This is a genomic window from Streptomyces ovatisporus, assembly GCF_042653885.1.
Classification (GTDB): Bacteria; Actinomycetota; Actinomycetes; order Streptomycetales; family Streptomycetaceae; genus Streptomyces; species Streptomyces ovatisporus.
Map to the genome: position 1 here is coordinate 59,652 of NZ_JBHSFH010000001.1, position 17,524 is coordinate 77,175.

The following is a 17,524-nucleotide window of genomic DNA, read 5'->3' on the forward strand; positions in this document are numbered from 1 at the left end:
GATTTCCGGTGTGCCTATCGTCCGGACGAGTGTCCGTCGTCGGTCTTGTCCGCCTCGCTGCGCAGCTCCGATTCCGACATCGCCTCGATCTCGGCGCGTACCTCCGCCTCCACCACTGCCGCCAGTTCGGCCACGGTGCTTCCCTCGAAGACGGCACGTGTGGGGAAGTCGATGTCGAACGCCGCCTGGATCTCGGCGATCAGACGGATCGCCAGGATCGAATTGCCGCCGCTGCGGAAGAAATGGCTGTGGGCGCCTGCCCGTACGCCGAGGAGTTCACCGAAGAGTCCGGCGATGCGTTCCTCGACGACGCCTCGCGGCTCGACGAAGCCGTCCTCCGCCCCGGCCTCCCCGCGGGGGAGGGCGTTACGGTCCAGCTTGCCGTTCGCGTTCAGCGGGACGGCACCGATCGGTGTGATCGTCCGCGGCACCATGTAGTCGGGCAGCCGGCCTGCGCAGTGGGCGGCGAGAGCCTTGTTCACCTCGGCCGCGTCCCGTCCCTCCGCGGCCGGGACCCAGTACGCGGCGAGACTCGAACTGCCGTCGGCGTCCTCGACGGTGACCACCACCGACTCGCGCACATCGGGATGCTCGTCGAGCACACTCGCGATCTCGCCCGTCTCCACCCGGTGGCCGCGGATCTTCACCTGGCCGTCGGTCCTTCCGACGAAGTCGGTGGTGCCGTCGGCCAGGAGCCGTACGAGGTCGCCCGTCCTGTACAGCCGGGCTCCGGCTCTGCCGTACGGATCGGGCAGGAAGCGGGCGGCCGTCAGCTCGGGACGGGAGCGGTAGCCTCTGGCCACTCCGGTACCGCCGACGTACAACTCCCCGACGACGCCTGCCGGTACGGGACGCATCAGATCGTCCAGCACATGCATCGTCATCCCCGGCAACGGCCGCCCGATGGGCACGGAACCTCCCGTTGCCGGACCCGTGACCGGGTAGGTGCAGGTGCCGACCGACGCCTCCGTCGGTCCGTACTCGTTGATCAGCCGTCCGGGCCCCATCGCCTGCGACCACTCGTCGGCGAGTCTCACCGGCAGCGCCTCGCCCGCCACCACGACGGCGCCGGCCAGCTCCGCCCTCTGCTCCGGTTCGAGCTGTCTGCCGATGATGTCCAGGTGCCCGGGCGTCAGTTTGAGGAACGAATACGGCGCTGCCGCCCACAACTCGGTGCCCAGCTCCGCGAGATCCAGGTCCTGCGGCAGCAGACGCATGGTCTGCCCTGCCAGCAGCGGGGCCCAGAGGTTGGGCATGACGAGGTCGAAGGCGACCGAGGAGAAGACCGCGGCGCCGCCGGTCCCGCGGGAGGCCAGCTCGTCGACGGCCCACCGGATGTGGTTCGCCAGTCCGCGGTGGGTGACCTGCACGCCCTTGGGACGTCCCGTGGAGCCGGAGGTGTAGATCACGTACGCCGGCAGGTCCAGGTCCAGACCCTGCCGGCGGTCCGGATGCGGCGGCATCTCCAGCGGCGCTCCGGACTCCGCGTCCGTCAGGGCTGCTTCGGTGTCGGTGGTGACGAACGTGCCCTGGAAGACGGGGGCGAGAGTCTCCGTGTACGGGGAGCGGGTGATGACGACCCCGGCCCCGGCGTCGGCGAGCACCTGGCCGGCGCGACCGGCGGGGAACGAGGGGTCGAGCGGCACGTAGGCGCCGCCTGCCTTCCAGACGGCGAGGAACGCCGTGGGCAGGTCCTCCTCCCGTTCGAGCAGTACGCCGACGACGGACTCCGGACCCACCCCGAGCTTCCGCAGCCGGCGCGCCAGCTTGTTGGCCCGCCGGTCCAGCCGGGCGTATGTCGTCGACGTGCTGCCCGAGGTGCTGCCCGTCGTGACGGCGGTGGCGTCCGGGACGGCCGCCGCCCGCTGCTCGAACAGGGCGGGCACGGACGCCGTCACCGGTTCGGCCGGGTTGTGGTTCGACCGCGTGAGCGCAGCGCGTTCCGCGTCGGGCAGGAGCTCCAGCGTGTCGAGGCGGCCACGCGGTCCGGCCACCGCCGACTCCAGCAGCCGCAGGAAACAGGCCGCCATCCGCTCGACCGTGGAGTGTTCGAACAGGGAGGTCGCGTACTCCAGCGCCCCCACGACGGAGCCGTCCGGCTGCTTGCGCATGTACAGCGTGAGGTCCGTCTTCGCGACGGTCGACACGCCGGTGACGGCGTCCATGTCACCGGCGTCCGCGGCCGAGCCGGTGAGCGCCTCGTCGTGATAGTCGAAGGCCACTTGGTACAGCGGGGTCCGGGAGAGGTCACGTTCGGGCGCGAGTTCGGCGACCAGCTCCTCGAAGGGCAGCTCCTGGTGTCCGAACGCCTCCTTGCAGACGTCCCGGACCCGCTCCAGGGCCTGCTCGAAGCCGAGCGAGCCGTCCAACTGGCAGCGCAGCACGAGGGTGTTGAGGAAGAAGCCGACGATGTTCTCGATCTCGGGACGCTCACGGCCCGCGACAGGGGTGCCGATCACCACGTCCCACTGGGCGGTGTACCTGGCGAGCAGCGTGGTGAACGCGGTGAGCAGCGCCATGAAGGGCGTCGCGCCTCCGCGTCTGCCCAGCTCGGTGACGGCGTCCGCGAGCGGGCCGGGAACGGTGAAGGTGACGACCGAGCCGTGGGCGTCCCTGGCCGGGGGCCTGCGCTTGTCCGTGCGCAGGGCGAGCGGCACGGCACCGTCGAGCACCGACCTCCAGTGGCCGAGTTCCCTGGACACGAGTTCCGGGGTGAGCCGCTCGTGCTGCCAGACCGCGTAGTCGGCGTAGTGGACCGCGAGCTCCGGCAGTTGCGGGCGGCGGCCCGCGCGGAGCGCGGTGAGGACCTCGTGGAACTCGTTCTTGAGAATCGTCGCCGACCAGCCGTCGCCGACGATGTGGTGCATCAGCAGGACCAGGGTGCGTTCCCGTCCGGCGTCGCCGGGGTGGGAGATGAGCAACGCCCGTACCACGGGACCACGTTCGAGGTCGAACCCGTGCGCGGCGTCCTCCTCGACGAGGGATGCCACCTCGCTTCTCGCGGCGGTGAAGGTGCGCAGTTCCATGGGGACGGGCCGGTCGATGACCTGTACCGGCTCGCCGCTCCTGTCCGCGGGGGCCACGAAGCGGGTCCGCAGCGCCTCATGACGGCGCACCAGCTCGTCGAGAGTCCGGCGCACGAGGTCGGGACTGTCGGCACGGGGTACGCGCAGGAACAGCCCGGTGACCCATTCGCGGCTGCGCGAATTGATCCTCTCCAGCAGCCACAGCCGCCGCTGACCGAGGGACAGCGGCAGGGCGCCGGTACGGGGAACGGGGCGTACGGCCTCGGCTCCCCCGGCTCGCTCCCGGTGTGCGGTGCCGCCGGAGTCCCCGGTGATCAGCCGGGCCTGTGCGGCCACCGTGGTCGCGCGGAGAAGCCGCGGCAGCTCGATCTCCCTGCCTGTCGCGTCACGCAACCGGTTGGCGAGCCGCGTCAGTTGGAGGGAGGAGCCGCCGAGCCGGAAGAAGTCGTCGTGCACACCGACGGCTTCCGTGCGGAAGATTTCGCGCCACACCCCGGCGACCAGCTCCTCGGCGTCCGTGCCGGGTGCCGCGCCCGGGTCGCCCCGCACGTCGGGCGCCGGCAGGGAGAGCCGGTCCAGCTTGCCGCTCGCCGTCCTGGGGAAGTCCTCCATGTGCACGCAGACGGCGGGCAGATGGCTGTCGGGAAGCCGTGCGGAGAGGAAGTGCCGCAGCTCCTCCGCGGTGGGCTCCGCCGCCGCGTCGTGGCACCGCACGTAGGCCGCGAGACGGGTGCTGCCGTCGTCCGTCGTGAACGGCGTGACGGCCGACTCCCGGATGCCGGGGTACGCCGCGAGGGCGTCCTCCACCTCGGCGGGCTCGATCCGCACCCCGTCGACCTTCACCTGCCGGTCGGTGCGCCCGAGGTGTTCGAGGCTGCCGTCGACCCGCTCCCGCACCAGGTCGCCGGTACGGTACAGCCGCGCGCCGGGCGGGCCGCACGGGTCCGGCACGAAGCGGTCCGCGGTCAGGCCGGGGCGGCCCGCGTAGCCGTGCGCGAGACCGATGCCGCCGAGGTACAGCTCGCCCGCGATGCCGGGCTCCACGCGGGAGCCGTCCGGGTGCGCGACCAGTATCCGCATGCCGTCGACCGGCGTGCCTATGGGAACCGGCCCCGACCGCTGGAACGAGTCGAAGAGGTGGCCCGTGACCTCGTTGGTGCACTCGGTGGGGCCGTAGGTGTTCCACACCTCCACCTCGCCCGCCGCGTCCTCGACGCACCGGAGGAACCGCTGTGCCAGCTCCGCGTGGAGCTGTTCGCCGCCGGAGGAGAGCAGCCTGAGGCGGGTGCAGTGCTCCCAGCCCGGCTCCTCGACCAGCATCCGCAGCACGGAGGGCACGACTTGCAGCACGGTGACGCGGTGCTCGGCCACCGACCGCACCAGCAGCGCCGGGTCGCGTTCGGCCCCGGCGGGCGCCATGACCACGGTGCCGCCGCCTGCCAGCGGCGCGAAGACCTCCCAGCCGGCGGCGTCGAACGTCATCGGCGTCTTCTGCAGGACCCTGTCGCCGACGCCGAGTCCGTGCGTACGCACCCGCCAGCCGACCTGGTTGGCGAGGCCGGCGTGACTCACCACGACGCCCTTGGGCCTGCCGGTCGAGCCGGACGTGTGCAGCACGTAGGCCGGGTGCAGTCCGGACACCGCGACGTCGGGCGCGTCCTGCGGCATTTCGCTCCGCGCCGCCGGGCCCAGGACCGGGGAGAGCGTGCGTACTCCGGTCCCGGCGAGGTGCTCCGCCTGCTCCGCTCCCGCCACCGCCAGGGTCACGCCGGTGTCCGTCAGTACGCCGGACGTACGGGCGACGGGGTGGCCCGGATCGAGCGGAACGTAGGAGGCGCCGGCCTTCCACACCGCCAGCAGGGAGACGACGAGATGCACGCCGCGGTGGAGGCACACGCCGACCGGTGCTCCCGGAGCTGCTCCCTCGCTGATCAGCAGATGGGCCAACTGGTTCGCGTCCCGCTCGAGTTCGCCGTACGTCAGGCTCCGTTCGCCGTCGACGACAGCCGTGGCGTCCGGGCAGTCGGCGGCCCGGCGTGCGATGAGCACGTGCAGCGGCGTCGCCTCGGCCTGCTGTGACGCCGGCGCCTGCGGCGCGGACGGCTGTGACACGTGATGCATGGCTTCTCTCCGAATGGTCGGCAGTCGCCGGGCGCCCCGGTCCTGCGGACACGGCCCCGGCGTCCCGCCGCGGCCCTGCACTCGCAGATCCTTCTGAACCGGCCGATACTGCGGCTATATCGCGGTTGTCCCGCGGTCACGCCCGGGAGCCGGGAGGCTCCGGGCGGTGTGGTGACTCGGTGCGCTTGGCGCGGCGGACGGACGGCACGAGTACGGCCGTGACGAGGGTCGCCGCCATGACTGCCCCGACGGCGAGCACGGTGCCCGTCGACCCGACCGCGCTCAGGGCGAAGCCGCCGCCCAGCGCGCCGAGGGAACTCGCGCCGGAGCTGAGGAGGCCCGCGACGCTGCCGACGCGGCCCTGCATCTCGTCCGGGGTGATCTGTACCTGGTAGACGCCGGCCATGACGTTGAGGACCGCCCCGGCGAAGGACGTCCCGGCGAACAGCGCCGCGAGCACGTACACGTTCGACGTCAGGGCCACGACGGGCATCAGCGCCGACCAGACCGCGAAGATCGAGATCATCACGGTGCCGGGGTTCATGCGCTGCACGAACTGTGACCCCGTCAGCGCGCCGATGATGCCGCCGGCTCCCGAGACCAGTCCGATGAAGCCGATGGACGCGGGCGAGCCCCCGCTCTCCTTGACGATCAGGACGAGCGCCAGTGAAAGCGCCTGGAAGAGGACGTTGGTGACGGCGACCAGGGAGATCGCGGCACGCAGGAAGCGTTGCCGCAGCAGCCAGGCGAACCCCTCGGCCATCTCGGCCCGCAGCCGCCACGGCTCCTCGCGCCGCTCGGTCTGGAACTTCTTCCGGATGCACAAGAGGCTGACGAGCGCGAGGAGATGACTCGCCGCGGCGAAGACGAACGGCGACCATCTCGCCGCTCCGTAGAGCGAACTCCCCAGCGGCTGCCCCAGCAGACCGGCCGCGCGGGCACGCGCCTCGTTCTGCGACAGCGCGGGCGCCAGATGGTCCGGGTGTACGACGTTGCGTACGGCCGCACGCTCGGAGAGCCGGTAGAAGATCGCCGCTGTTCCCTCGACGAACGCCACCGCCAGCATGTGCGGCAGCCACAGTCTGCCGTTCAGCAGGGCCACTCCCACGCTGAGCATGGCCAGCAGGCCGGCCACGTCACAGACGATCATCGTCTTGCGCCGGTCCAGCCGGTCCACGACGACCCCGGCCGGAAGCTGCACGAGCAGCATCGGCAGCAGCCCCGCGAAGCCCACCAGCCCGGCCTCGGTGGCGGAGCCCCCGTACCAGATCATCAGCAGCGGGAACGCGACGGTCGCCGCCCGGTCGCCGAGCACGGAGACGCCCGCCCCCAGCCACAGCAGCAGGAAGTCGCGGTTCCGGCGCAGTGGCGGCGGCTGCCGCCGGGGCCCGGCCCCGACGGCCGGCCCCTCCGCGACGCTCACCAGGGCCGCTCGGCCGACCGGCCCGGCTCCAGCAGGGAGACGCAGCGCCGGGCCACCTCCGCCCCCGCATCACCGTTGGTGAGCACCACGAATCCGGTTCCCGCGCCGACCCGGCACATCGCGAGGGCGTGGTAGCCGACGCCTGCTCCGCCGTGGCCGAACTGGACGTCCTCACCGAGGTCGTCGACGACGGCGCCCAGCCCGTAGGCGCTGTGGGGATGCTGCGGCGTCAGCAGCTCCACGGCCGACGCCGGCGCGAGCAGGGCGTTCGGCCTGCCCAGCCTGGACCTGCGGATCTCCAGCAGCACCTTCGCCACGTCCTCCGCCGTGGTCCACAGACCGGCCGCCGCGGTGTCCGGCCACAGGCGCCATCCGCCCTCCACGGGCTTGCCGTTGGCACTGTGTCCCACGGCGACGGGACGTCCCGAGGTTTCCGGGAAGGTCTGGCGGAAGCTGCTGCCCGGCATGGCCAGCGGCTCGAACACCAGGCGGTCCATGAGGGCTTCGAAGGGCTCACCCGTCACGTCCGTCAGCACCTGCTGGACCACGGAGAAGTGCACGTTGGCCTTGCGGAAGACCTGGCCGGGCGCCAGCTCCGCCCGGACCGGGGGACCGGCCTCCGGGGCCTTCCCGCTCAGCAGTTCGGGCATCGGCAGCAGCCGTTCGCCGCGCGCCTGGCCCTCGCTCGGAGTCGGTGCCAGACCGGCCGTGTGGCCCAGCAGCTGACGCAGCGTGAGGACGGCGCCGTCGGGCACCCGCCAGTCGGCGAGGTACCGGCTGACGTCCTCGTCGAGCGCGAGGACCTTCTGCTCCACGAGGCGCAGGGTGCCGAACGCGGTGATCAGCTTGCTGACGGACCCGGCCTGGAAGACCGTCCCGGCCGTCACCCCCTCGTCCTCACCGGCGGCGAGGACACCACGGCTGTCCAGGGCGACCAGTTCGCTGTCCGCGATGACCGCGAGACTCGCCGCCGGGACGTTCTCCGCGGGCGGGCCCGAGGAATCCGCGCCCTGCACGGGGCCTGCCGGGGCGACCGCCGCCGGCCTGCGGGAAGCATGCTCCGCACCCGCTTCCGCCTCGTCGACGGCGGCGGCGACCGCTTCGAGGCTGTCGTCCTTGTAGAGCATCAGCAACGACAGCGGACGGTCCGCGCGGCGTGCCGCGGCGATGACCCGGAAGACGAGCAGCGAGTGGCCACCGAGGGCGAAGAAGCGGTCCCGGACACCCACTCGTCCCGCCCCGAGCACCTCCGACCAGACGCCCGCGAGCCACTGCTCGGTCGCGGTGCGGGGAGCCTCGTACGCACACCGCGCGAAGGACTCCTCGTCGGGGGACGGCAGCCGGTCCCGGTCGAGCTTGCCGTTGGCGTTGAGCGGGATGCTCTCCAGCGTCACGAAGGCGGCCGGGATCATGTACTCCGGCAGTTCGCGGCCGAGTCCGGCACGGAGCACCGCCGGATCCGGCGACTGGCCGCCCATGGCGACCAGATAGGCGACGAGTCTGGTGTCGCCGGGGCCCTCACCGTGCAGCACCGCACGCGCGTCCGCGACATCCGGGTGCGCGACCAGGGCGGCTTCGATCTCTCCCAGTTCGACGCGGTGGCCGCGGATCTTGACCTGCCCGTCGCCGCGCCCCAGGAACTCCACGTCTCCGCCCGGGAGCACACGGGCCACATCCCCGGTCCGGTACAGCCGTGCGCCCGGCTGCCCGTAGGGGTCGGGCAGGAACCTCTCCGCCGTCAGTCCCGGCCGGCGCAGATAGCCGCGTGCCACGCCCACCCCGCCGATGTACAGCTCGCCCGCCACTCCGCGCGGTACCGGCGCCAGGTGCCCATCCAGGACGTAGGCCCCCAGGTTGCGCACGGGGCGGCCGATCGGCACGGTCTCACCGGCGAAGTGCTCCGGCACCGTGAACTCGTGGCTGGCGACGGTGGTCTCGGTCGGCCCGTAGGAGTTGATCACCCGGCCGGTTCCGCCCGCCAGCTCGCGGGCCTGCCGGACGTTCCTGGCCGAGACCGTCTCGCCCCCGACGACCAGGACCCTCGCGAGCGGACTGTCCGGGTCTCCTGCCGACCCGCCGTGGATCAGCTCCAGATGGCCGGGCGTGAGCTCGACGAAGTCGAACGGCCCGCTGCTCGCCAGCCACTCGCCGAGCTCTCCCGGGTCCCTGCCGTGCGGGAAGACGTGCACGGGCAGACCCGCCATGAGAGGCAGGAGCATGCTGGAGACGACCATGTCGAAGGCAGGGGACGAGAACAGGGGGGCTCCCGCCACGCCGTCGGCCAGATACTCCTCCAGCCCGTGCACCAGGAAGTTCGCCAGGCCCCGGTGAGTGATCTGCACGCCCTTGGGGCGTCCCGTGGATCCCGAGGTGTAGATGACGTACGCGGGTCCGTCCGGGTCGGTCCGCCTCGCGGGCGGGGTCGCGGGCCGGGCGGCGAGCGCCTCGCAGTCCTGGTCGAGGAGGATGCGCGGGCCGCCGAACTCCCAGCCGTCGTGGGCGAACCGGGACTCCGTCACCACGGCCGACGCTCCGGAGTCGGCGAGCATGTACGTCAGACGATCCGCCGGGAAGGCCGGGTCGAGCGGGAGGTACGCCGCACCCGCCTTCCACACCCCGAGCAGCGACGCCAGCAGATCCGTCCCGCGGCCCATCACCAGACCGACGGTGGACTCGGGTCCGGCACCGGCTGCGACCAGCTGATGTGCGATGCGGTTCGCACGCCGTTCCAGATCGCCGTACGACACGGACGTGCCGTCCGCAATCACCGCCGGGGTGCCGGGAGTCCGCCGTGCGCACTCCTCGAACCGGTCCGGCGCGTGCCACGGCGGGCCGTCCGCCCGCTGGGACGTCCGGTCGGGCAGGAGCAGGTCCTCTTCGCCGGGGGGCAGCACCGGGACGCGCGCGTCGCCTTCCGCGTCGGCTGCCATCGCCTCCAGCACGGTCAGGTAGAGCGAGGCGAGGCGTTCTCCGTCCGCCCGGCTCACGGCGTGGCTGTCCATCTCCAGGACGAGTCCGCTGTCGCCGGCCGTCACGGTGAGCGGGAACTCGTCGTGGCTGAAGCCCATGGACTGCCCGCCGCTGCCCGCGGCCGGGGCGTCGTCCGGCGTGTCGAAGTCCTCGTAGCTGAAGTAGACGTCGACGAGCCGCGCGCCGCCGGCGAGTTCGTGCTGGATCGCCGGCATGGGGAAGTACCGGTGGGACCACACCTCCAGCTCCCGCGCGAAGACGTCCCGCACCAGCTCCCGCCAAGTGGCCGCGGTCACCTCCGCCGGGAAGGGCAGCGTGTTGAGGTGCGTGCCGAACACCCGCTCGGCGCCGGGTGCTTCGGGGCGGCAGTGGGTCACCAGACCGGAGTGGAAGCGGGTCGCGGCGGTGAGCCGGCTCAGCACCTTGAGGTGCGCGGCGAGCAGCACACTCTTCAGGGGAGCTCCGGCGTCGGCGGCGAGCGCCCTGAGCCCGGGCGTCAACTCGTCGAAGGGAAGGCGGATCCGGTGGCCCTCACGAGGGGAATCCGGATCGGCGCCCCAGGCGTCCGGCAAGGTGAACGGTGCGTTGCGGCCGACGACGCCGCTCCAGTAGGCGCGGTCCTCCTCCGACTTCAGGGCGCGCAGCTCCCCCGCGACGGTGTCGGCGAACCGGACGGAGGGCTTCTGCCAGGGCGCGAGCTTTGTCCCGTCCCGGAACGCCCGGTAGGCCTCCAGCAGTTCGGCGCGCAGCAGCGAGAACGTCCAGCCGTCCACGACGAGATGCGACTGGGTGATCGTCAGCTGCCAGCTGCCGCCCGGGAAGCGGTGGACCACCAGCCGCAGGAGGGGAGCGGTGTCGTGGGGCAGCAGCGTGCGGCTCTCGGCGTCCAGCAGCTCCTGCAGGGCCCGTTCCTGCTCCTCCTCCCCCGCGGCGGTCAGGTCGACGACGCGCAGCGGCACCTCGGCCGTGGCGTGGACGAGCTGCACCGGTACGGAACATGACGTGGTGTCGACCGTGGTGCGCAGCGCCTCGTGCCGGGAGATCAGCTCCTGCACCGCCCGCTGCAGCGGTTCCCGGGAGAAGGGCTCGTCGGCTCCGACGCGGATGGAGGAGACCCGGTGATAGCTGCGCGGCCCGTCACCGGACAGCATCTCCACCAGCATGCCGGTCTGCGTGTACGTCAGGGGGTAGGCGTCGGCGATGCCGGCGGGCAGCTTCGTCCGGTCCTCGTCGCTCAGCAGCTCGAACGGCTCGACCACCGCCTGCAGTTCGGCGGTCCGGGACAGTCCGGCGGATCGTACGCACAGCTTCTCGACGGTCTGGTGCTCCAGCAGGTCGCGCGCCGCGACGTGCAGTCCGGCCGCGCGCATCTCACCGGCGATCACGACCGCCCTGACGGAGTCGCCGCCCAGTTCGAAGAACCCGTCCCGGACCCCTACCCGATCCACGCCCAGCGCGTCCCGCCAGATGCCGGCGATCTGCTGCTCCAGCGGGGTACGGGGTGCGGTGTAGGCCTCGCGTGCGTAGGCGGTGGTGGCCGGCAGCGGCAGCGCCCGCCTGTCGAGCTTGCCGTTCGCGGTCAGCGGGACCTCGGTGATGACCTGGTACGCGGCGGGGACCATGTAGCCGGGCAGGGTACGGCCGAGCCAGTCGCGCAGTTCGGCGGGTGCGGGAGCCTCGTCGCCGCCCGGCACGAGGTATCCGACGAGCCGCTTCTCGCCCGCACCGTCCTCACGGGCGACGACGACCGCCTCCCGGACCCCCGGATGGCTGCCGAGAGCGGCCTCGATCTCTCCCAGCTCGACGCGGTAGCCCCGGATCTTGACCTGGTCGTCGCTGCGGCCCAGGAACTCCAGGCTGCCGTCGGCCCGTCGGCGCGCCAGGTCGCCGCTGCGGTACATCCGGGCTCCCGGGGGGCCGAACGGGTCGGGCACGAACCGCTCGGCGGTGAGGCCGGGCCGGCCGAGATATCCACGGGCCACGCCGGGTCCGCTCACATGGATCTCACCGCGGGAGCCGACGGGTACCAGGTTCCCGTACGGGTCGAGCAGATGGACCGTGAGGTCGCTGAGGGGACGCCCGACGGGGTTGCCCGCGCCGGGCTCCATGTCCCGCTTCGTGAGCCGGTGGTAGGTCGTGTGGACGGTGGTCTCCGTGATGCCGTACATGTTGACCAGCGCGACCCGTCCCAGTCCCAACCGCGCGGTCCAGGGCTTCAGTTCGCCGATCTCCAGTTTCTCGCCGGCGAAGACGACCGCGCGCAGGGACAGTTGCCGGATGCGTTCGTCCCCGGCCTCCGCGGCCAGCACCAGGGAGCGGAAGGCCGACGGTGTCTGGCTCAGCACCGTCACCCCGTGCCGGACGAGCAGGTCCAGGAACTCCTCGGGCGAACGCGTCACTTCGCCGGGTACGACGACGAGGGTTCCGCCGTGCAGCAGGGCGCCCCACATCTCGAAGACCGACACGTCGAAGGCGTAGGAGTGCGACATGGAGAAGACGTCGGACTCGTCGAAGGCGTAGTGCTCCTGCGAAGTCGCCATGAGCCGCACGACGTTGGCGTGGGTGAGCGTGACGCCCTTGGGCCTGCCCGTCGAACCGGAGGTGTAGATGACGTAGATCGCGTTGTCCGGACCCGTCAGCCGCTCGGGCGCGCTCGGTGCGCACGCTGCCAGCAGATCCCGGTCGGCTTCCCGGTCGAGGACCACGAAGGCACCCTCGTGCACGCTCTCCGTCAGCGGCAGCAGAGCCGACTCGGTCACCACCACGGACGCACCTGCGTCGGCCAGTACGTACGCCAGCCGCTCCGCCGGGTTGGCCGGGTCCAACGGCACATACGCCGCACCCGACTTCAGCACACCCAGCAACGCCGGAACCAACTCCGGCCCCCGCTCCAGACACACCCCCACCAGCGACTCCGGCCCCACACCCAGCGAACGCAGATGCCACGCAAGCCTGTTCGCCCGCTCGTCCACCTCCGCATACGTCAGCGACACACCACCCGCCACCACCGCCACCGCACCCGGATCACGCACCACCTGACCCTCGAACAGCTCATGCACGCAGTCGGAGACCGCGCTGTGCACCGCACCCGGGCGGCGGGCCTCCTCCAGCAGCTGCTCGGCCTCTCCCGGCGGCAGGAGCACCGCCCTCGCGTCACCGTCGGCGCCGTCGGCCATCGCCTCCAGCACGGCGCGGTACATCCCGGCGAGCCGGTCGGTGTGCGCGCGGGTCATGACGTTGTCGGCGGTGTTCACGTACAGCCGGTCGCCCCGGTTGAAGACGGTCAGGTCGAACTCGTTCTTCGCGCTGGTCATGCGGGTCTCGGTGGCGACCGTGCCCGTGTCGACCTGATGGAAGTCGGTGTAGTTGAAGTAGACGTTGATGAGACGTCCGCCGCCCCACTCGTGCTGCACCGCGGGCATCGGGTGGTGCCGGTGCGTCCACATCTCCAGCTCGCGGTCGAAGACCTGGGTCAGCAGCTCACGCCAGGTGCGGGCCGAGCGGTCCACTGCCAGGGGCAGGGTGTTGAGGTACATGCCGAGCACCCGGTCGGCGCCCAGGACCTCCGGGCGGGTGTCGACGACGAGGCCGGCGTGGTAGGCGGGTTCGTCCGTGATCTGGCCGAGCACCTTCATGTGGGCGGCGAGGAGGACGGTCTTCATCGACACCTTCACCGTGCCCGCGAGGGCCCGCAGCTTCTCGGCGAGGTCGTCGAACGGGACCTCCGCGTAGTGCAGTTCGCCCGTTTCTCCGGACCACTCCTCGGGCAGGACCACCGGATCGTGGCGCGAGGTGATCCCCCGCCAGTACGCCCGGTCCTCCTCGGAGGCCAGGGACGCCAGCTCCGCCGCGACGGAGTCGGCGAAGCGCACTTGCGGAAGCTCGTACGGTGCGGGCTCCGCTCCGTCCCGGATCGCCCGGTAGCAGTCGAGGAGCTCCATGAGCAGCTGGTGGTAGCTCCAGCCCTCCGTGATCGCATGGGACTGGGTGAAGGTGACCCACCACGCCTCGTCGCTCTCGTCGTGCGCGAGGATCCGGAACAGCGGCGCGCGCTCCGCGTCGAAGGTCTCGGCCCGCTGCTCCGCCATGAGCGCGAACCGGGCCTCCGTCAGCTGCTCCTCCGTCAGCCCGCGCACGCTGTGCACCCGCACGGGGATGTCCGCGCTCGCGTGCACCAGCTGCATCGGGACCGAGTAGCCGGTGAGGTGGAAGGAGGTGCGCAGCACTTCGTGGCGCGCCGCCAGAACAGCGGCGGCCTCCCGCAGCGCCGCCGGCTCGAGGGGTTTGTCGTCGGCGACACGGAAGGTGTTGACGATGTGGTACGGGTTCCGTTCGCCGTCGAGAGTCTCGATGAGCATGCCGAGCTGGGTGCGGCCCAGCGGGTAGGCGTCGACCACGTCGCCGGGGAGCTTGTCGCGGTCCTGACCGGAGATCAGCGAGAAGGGCTCGGCGAAGGACTGGTCGGCCGGAGCCAACCGGCCGCGGCCCGCGACGAGTTCGCAGAGCCGCTCGACCGTGCGGGCCTCGAAGACGTCACGTACCGCGATGTCGGTGCCCTCCGCTCTCAGCGCCCCGACCATCGCGACTGCCCGTATGGAGTCACCGCCGAGGTCGAAGAAGCCGTCCCGGATGCCGACCCGCTCCAGGCCCAGGGCCTGACGCCAGCTCTCCGTGACACGCTCTTCGAGCGGGGTACGCGGGGCGACGTACTCGCCGCGTGCGAAGGCCTCGTCGTCCGGCGCCGGCAGAGCACGCTTGTCGACCTTGCCGTTGGGCGTCAGCGGCACGGACTCCAGACGGACGAACGCGGCGGGCACCATGTACTCCGGCAGCGTGCGGGCGAGCCGTTCCCGCAGCTCCTCCGGCGGCACCTCCTGGCCGTCCAGGGTGGTGAAGTAGCCGACGAGCCGCTCCTCCCGGACGACGACGACGGCTTGGCGCACACCCGGGTGGGCCCCGAACGCCGTCTCGATCTCGCCCAGTTCGATGCGGTTGCCGCGTACCTTGACCTGGTCGTCGATGCGGCCGAGGAAGTCCAGGCTCCCGTCCCCGCGCCACGCGACAAGGTCGCCCGTGCGGTACAGACGCGCTCCGGCAGGCCCGTACGGGTCGGGCAGGAAGCGCTCGGCGGTCAGGCCGGGCCGGTTCAGGTAACCCCGGCCGACTCCGGCGCCGCCGACGTACAGCTCACCGGCGACGCCCACGGGGACGGGCTCCAGCCAGGCGTCGAGCACGTACAGGCGGGTGTTCCGCACGGGCTCGCCGATGGGAACACGGGCCTCGCCGGGCGCATCGGCGATGACGGCGTGCGTCACGTCGTCCGAACACTCGGTGGGGCCGTAGGCGTTGACCAGCGGAACGTCCGGGTACCGCGCCAGCCAGCGCGAGCACAGCTCCGCAGGCAGCACCTCTCCCGTCACCACGAGACGCCGCAGGGACGGCAGCCGGGGCGCGGCGGCACCCGCGTCCCAGAAGTCCAGCGCGGTACGGAGCATGGACGGTACGACCTCCAGTACGGAGATCTCCTCGTCGGCCACCCTGCCGAACAGGCCCTTCGGGTCCAGAGCGGTCTGCCCGTCCACGACACGGACGCGTCCGCCGGTGACGAGCGGGGCGAGCATCTGCCAGACGGAGATGTCGAAGGCCGGCGGGGCGTTGAAGACGAGGCTGTCGGTCGCTCCGAGGCACAGGTCCTCGGCCTTCGCCAGAAGATGGTTGCCCATGCCGTCGCGGCGGACCATGGCGCCCTTGGGGCGGCCCGTGGAACCCGAGGTGTAGATGACGTAGGCGAGGTCGTCCCGGGCGGCGGAGCGCACGGGGTCCGTCGCCGGCTGCTGCGCCCACTGCTGCGGTTCGTCGAGGAGGACGGTGTGCACCTCGTCCGTCCGCTGCACGACGTCGAGCAGGTCCGTCCGCGTCAGCAGGTAGCGTGCGCCGGCGTCCTCGACCATGAACCCGAGCCGCTCGGCAGGGGTCTCCGGGTCCAGCGGCAGATAGGCACCGCCGGCCTTGAGCACCGCGAGCACGGCCAGCACCAGCTCGGGTGAACGCTCCAGGCAGATGCCGGCCAGGACGTCCGGGCCCACGCCGAGGCCGCGGAGGTGGTGTGCGAGCCGGTTGGCCCGCGCGTTGAGATCCCGGTAGTTCGTGACCCCGTCGTCAGCGGTGACCGCGACCGCGTCCGGGGTGCCGGCGGCCCACCGTTCGAACTCCTCCGGCACGCAGATGTCGACGGGTTCGCGCCGGGTGGCGGTCGACTCCTCCAGCAGCAGCCTGCGTTCACCGGCCGGAAGGCAGGTGCCGCGGGCGTCGCCCTCCGCGTCCGCGGCCATCGCCTCCAGCACGGCGCGGTACATGCCGCACAGCCGCTCGCCGTCCGCCCTGCTGAGGACAGCCGTGCTGGTCGTCAGGTTCATCCTGTCGCCGCGGCAGTGCAGGGTGATGTCGAACTCCGTCTGGGAGACGCCGAATCGGGCGTCCGCGCGGACTCCGTCCGTCGCGCCGTCCGATGCGGCCCCGTCCGGCTCCGGCAGGTCGACGTAGTTGAAGGCGACGTTGACCAGCCGCCCTCCGTGCCACTCACGCTGCATCGCCGGGAATGGGTAGCGGCGGTGCGGCCACAGGTCCACCTCGCGGTCGAAGACCTGGAGCACCAGATCCCGCCAGGTGCGGGCGGAGCGGTCCACCGCGAACGGCACGGTGTTGAGGTGCATGCCGTACACCCGGTCGGCGCCCGCCAGTTCGGGACGGGCGTCGCACACGAGGCCGACCTGGAAGGCCGGGGCCTCGGTGAGCTGGCTCATGACCTTCACGTGCGCGGCCAGCAGCACGCTCTTGACGGGCACCCGGAGGCGGGTGGCCAGGGCACGCAGGGAGTGCTCGATGTCGTCGAGGTGCACCCGCAGGTCATAGCTCTCCCCGGGACCTTCGTCGCGCTCCCAGCCGTCGGGAAGGGCGAACGGCGTGTGGGAGCCGATGACGTCCCGCCAGTAGGCGGCGTCCTCCCGGGACTCCAGGGACGCCAGTTCGGCGGCTATGTAGTCGGCGTAGCGGACGGCGGGTGCGACGAACGGCTCGGGTTCGCGTCCGTCGGCCGACGTGCGGTAGCAGTCGATGAGTTCGCCGAGGAGCCAGTTGTGGCTCCAGCCTTCGGTGATGGCGTGCGGACGGGCGATGGAGAGCCACCACCCCTCGCCCGGATCGGTCCCGGCGTAAGCGGTCACGCGCAGCAACGGCGCCCGGTCCAGCTCGAATCCGGCGTCCCGCTCGCGGCGCAGCAGCCTCATCAGCTCCTCGCCGGGACCGTCCTCGCCGGTGCCGCCGGCGGTGGCGGTCGAGCTCACGCGGTGCACGGTGACCGGAACTTCGGTCTCCCGGTGCACGAGCTGCATCGGTACGGCGTAGCTGTGCAGGTCGAAACTGGTCCGCAGCATCTCGTGGCGGGCGACGACGGTACGGGCCGCCACGCGCAGCGCCTCCTCCGAGAAGGGGGCACTGTCGGAGATCCGGTAGGAGATGAAGGAGCGGTAGGCGTCTCCGCCGCCCAGCATCTCCACCACCATGCCGGTCTGCACCTGCGACATCGGGTAGGCGTCGGCAAGCCCCTCGGGGAGCTTGTCCCGGTCCTCGTCGGAGATCAGCTCGAAGGGTTCGACCAGGCGGTCGTCGTCCGTCAACCCGTCGCGCCCGCTGAGGAGTTCCCCCAGGTCGCCGACCGTCCGGTGCTTGAGGACATCGCCGACCGAGACGTCCAGGCTCTCGGCGCGGAGGGCTCCGACGAGGGCGACGGCGCGGATGGAGTCACCGCCGAGATCGAAGAAACTGTCGTGCACCCCCACCCGGTCGACGCCGAGGACATCGCGCCAGACGGCGGCGACCTGCTCCTCGACGGGCGTGCGCGGAGCCACGTACTCGGACAACGCATAGGAGCCCTGATCAGGCGCCGGCAGAGCCCGCTGATCGAGCTTCCCGTTGGCCGTCAGCG

The 17,524-nt window shown here is 71.8% G+C and carries 3 protein-coding genes; all 3 read right to left on the minus strand.

Annotated elements, in window-relative coordinates:
- Window positions 1-14 precede the first annotated feature (14 nt).
- Entirely contained in the window at window positions 15-5,147 is a 5,133-nt protein-coding gene (locus tag ACFPA8_RS00180; RefSeq protein ID WP_386440395.1) for an amino acid adenylation domain-containing protein, read from the minus strand.
- A 136-nt stretch (window positions 5,148-5,283) separates the two neighbouring features.
- Window positions 5,284-6,570 (minus strand): MFS transporter, encoded by a 1,287-nt coding sequence (locus ACFPA8_RS00185; RefSeq protein WP_386440398.1) that lies wholly within the window; start codon window positions 6,568-6,570, stop codon window positions 5,284-5,286.
- Window positions 6,567-17,459 (minus strand): non-ribosomal peptide synthetase, encoded by a 10,893-nt coding sequence (locus ACFPA8_RS00190; RefSeq protein ID WP_386440401.1) that lies wholly within the window; start codon window positions 17,457-17,459, stop codon window positions 6,567-6,569. Before ACFPA8_RS00190 ends, ACFPA8_RS00185 begins: the two co-directional genes overlap by 4 nt.
- Window positions 17,460-17,524 lie beyond the last annotated feature (65 nt).

Bases quoted from the DNA above. Each gene is read 5' to 3' on its own strand.
- ACFPA8_RS00180 (WP_386440395.1), bottom strand. From the start codon at position 5,147: ATGCATCACGTGTCACAGCCGTCCGCGCCGCAGGCGCCGGCGTCACAG.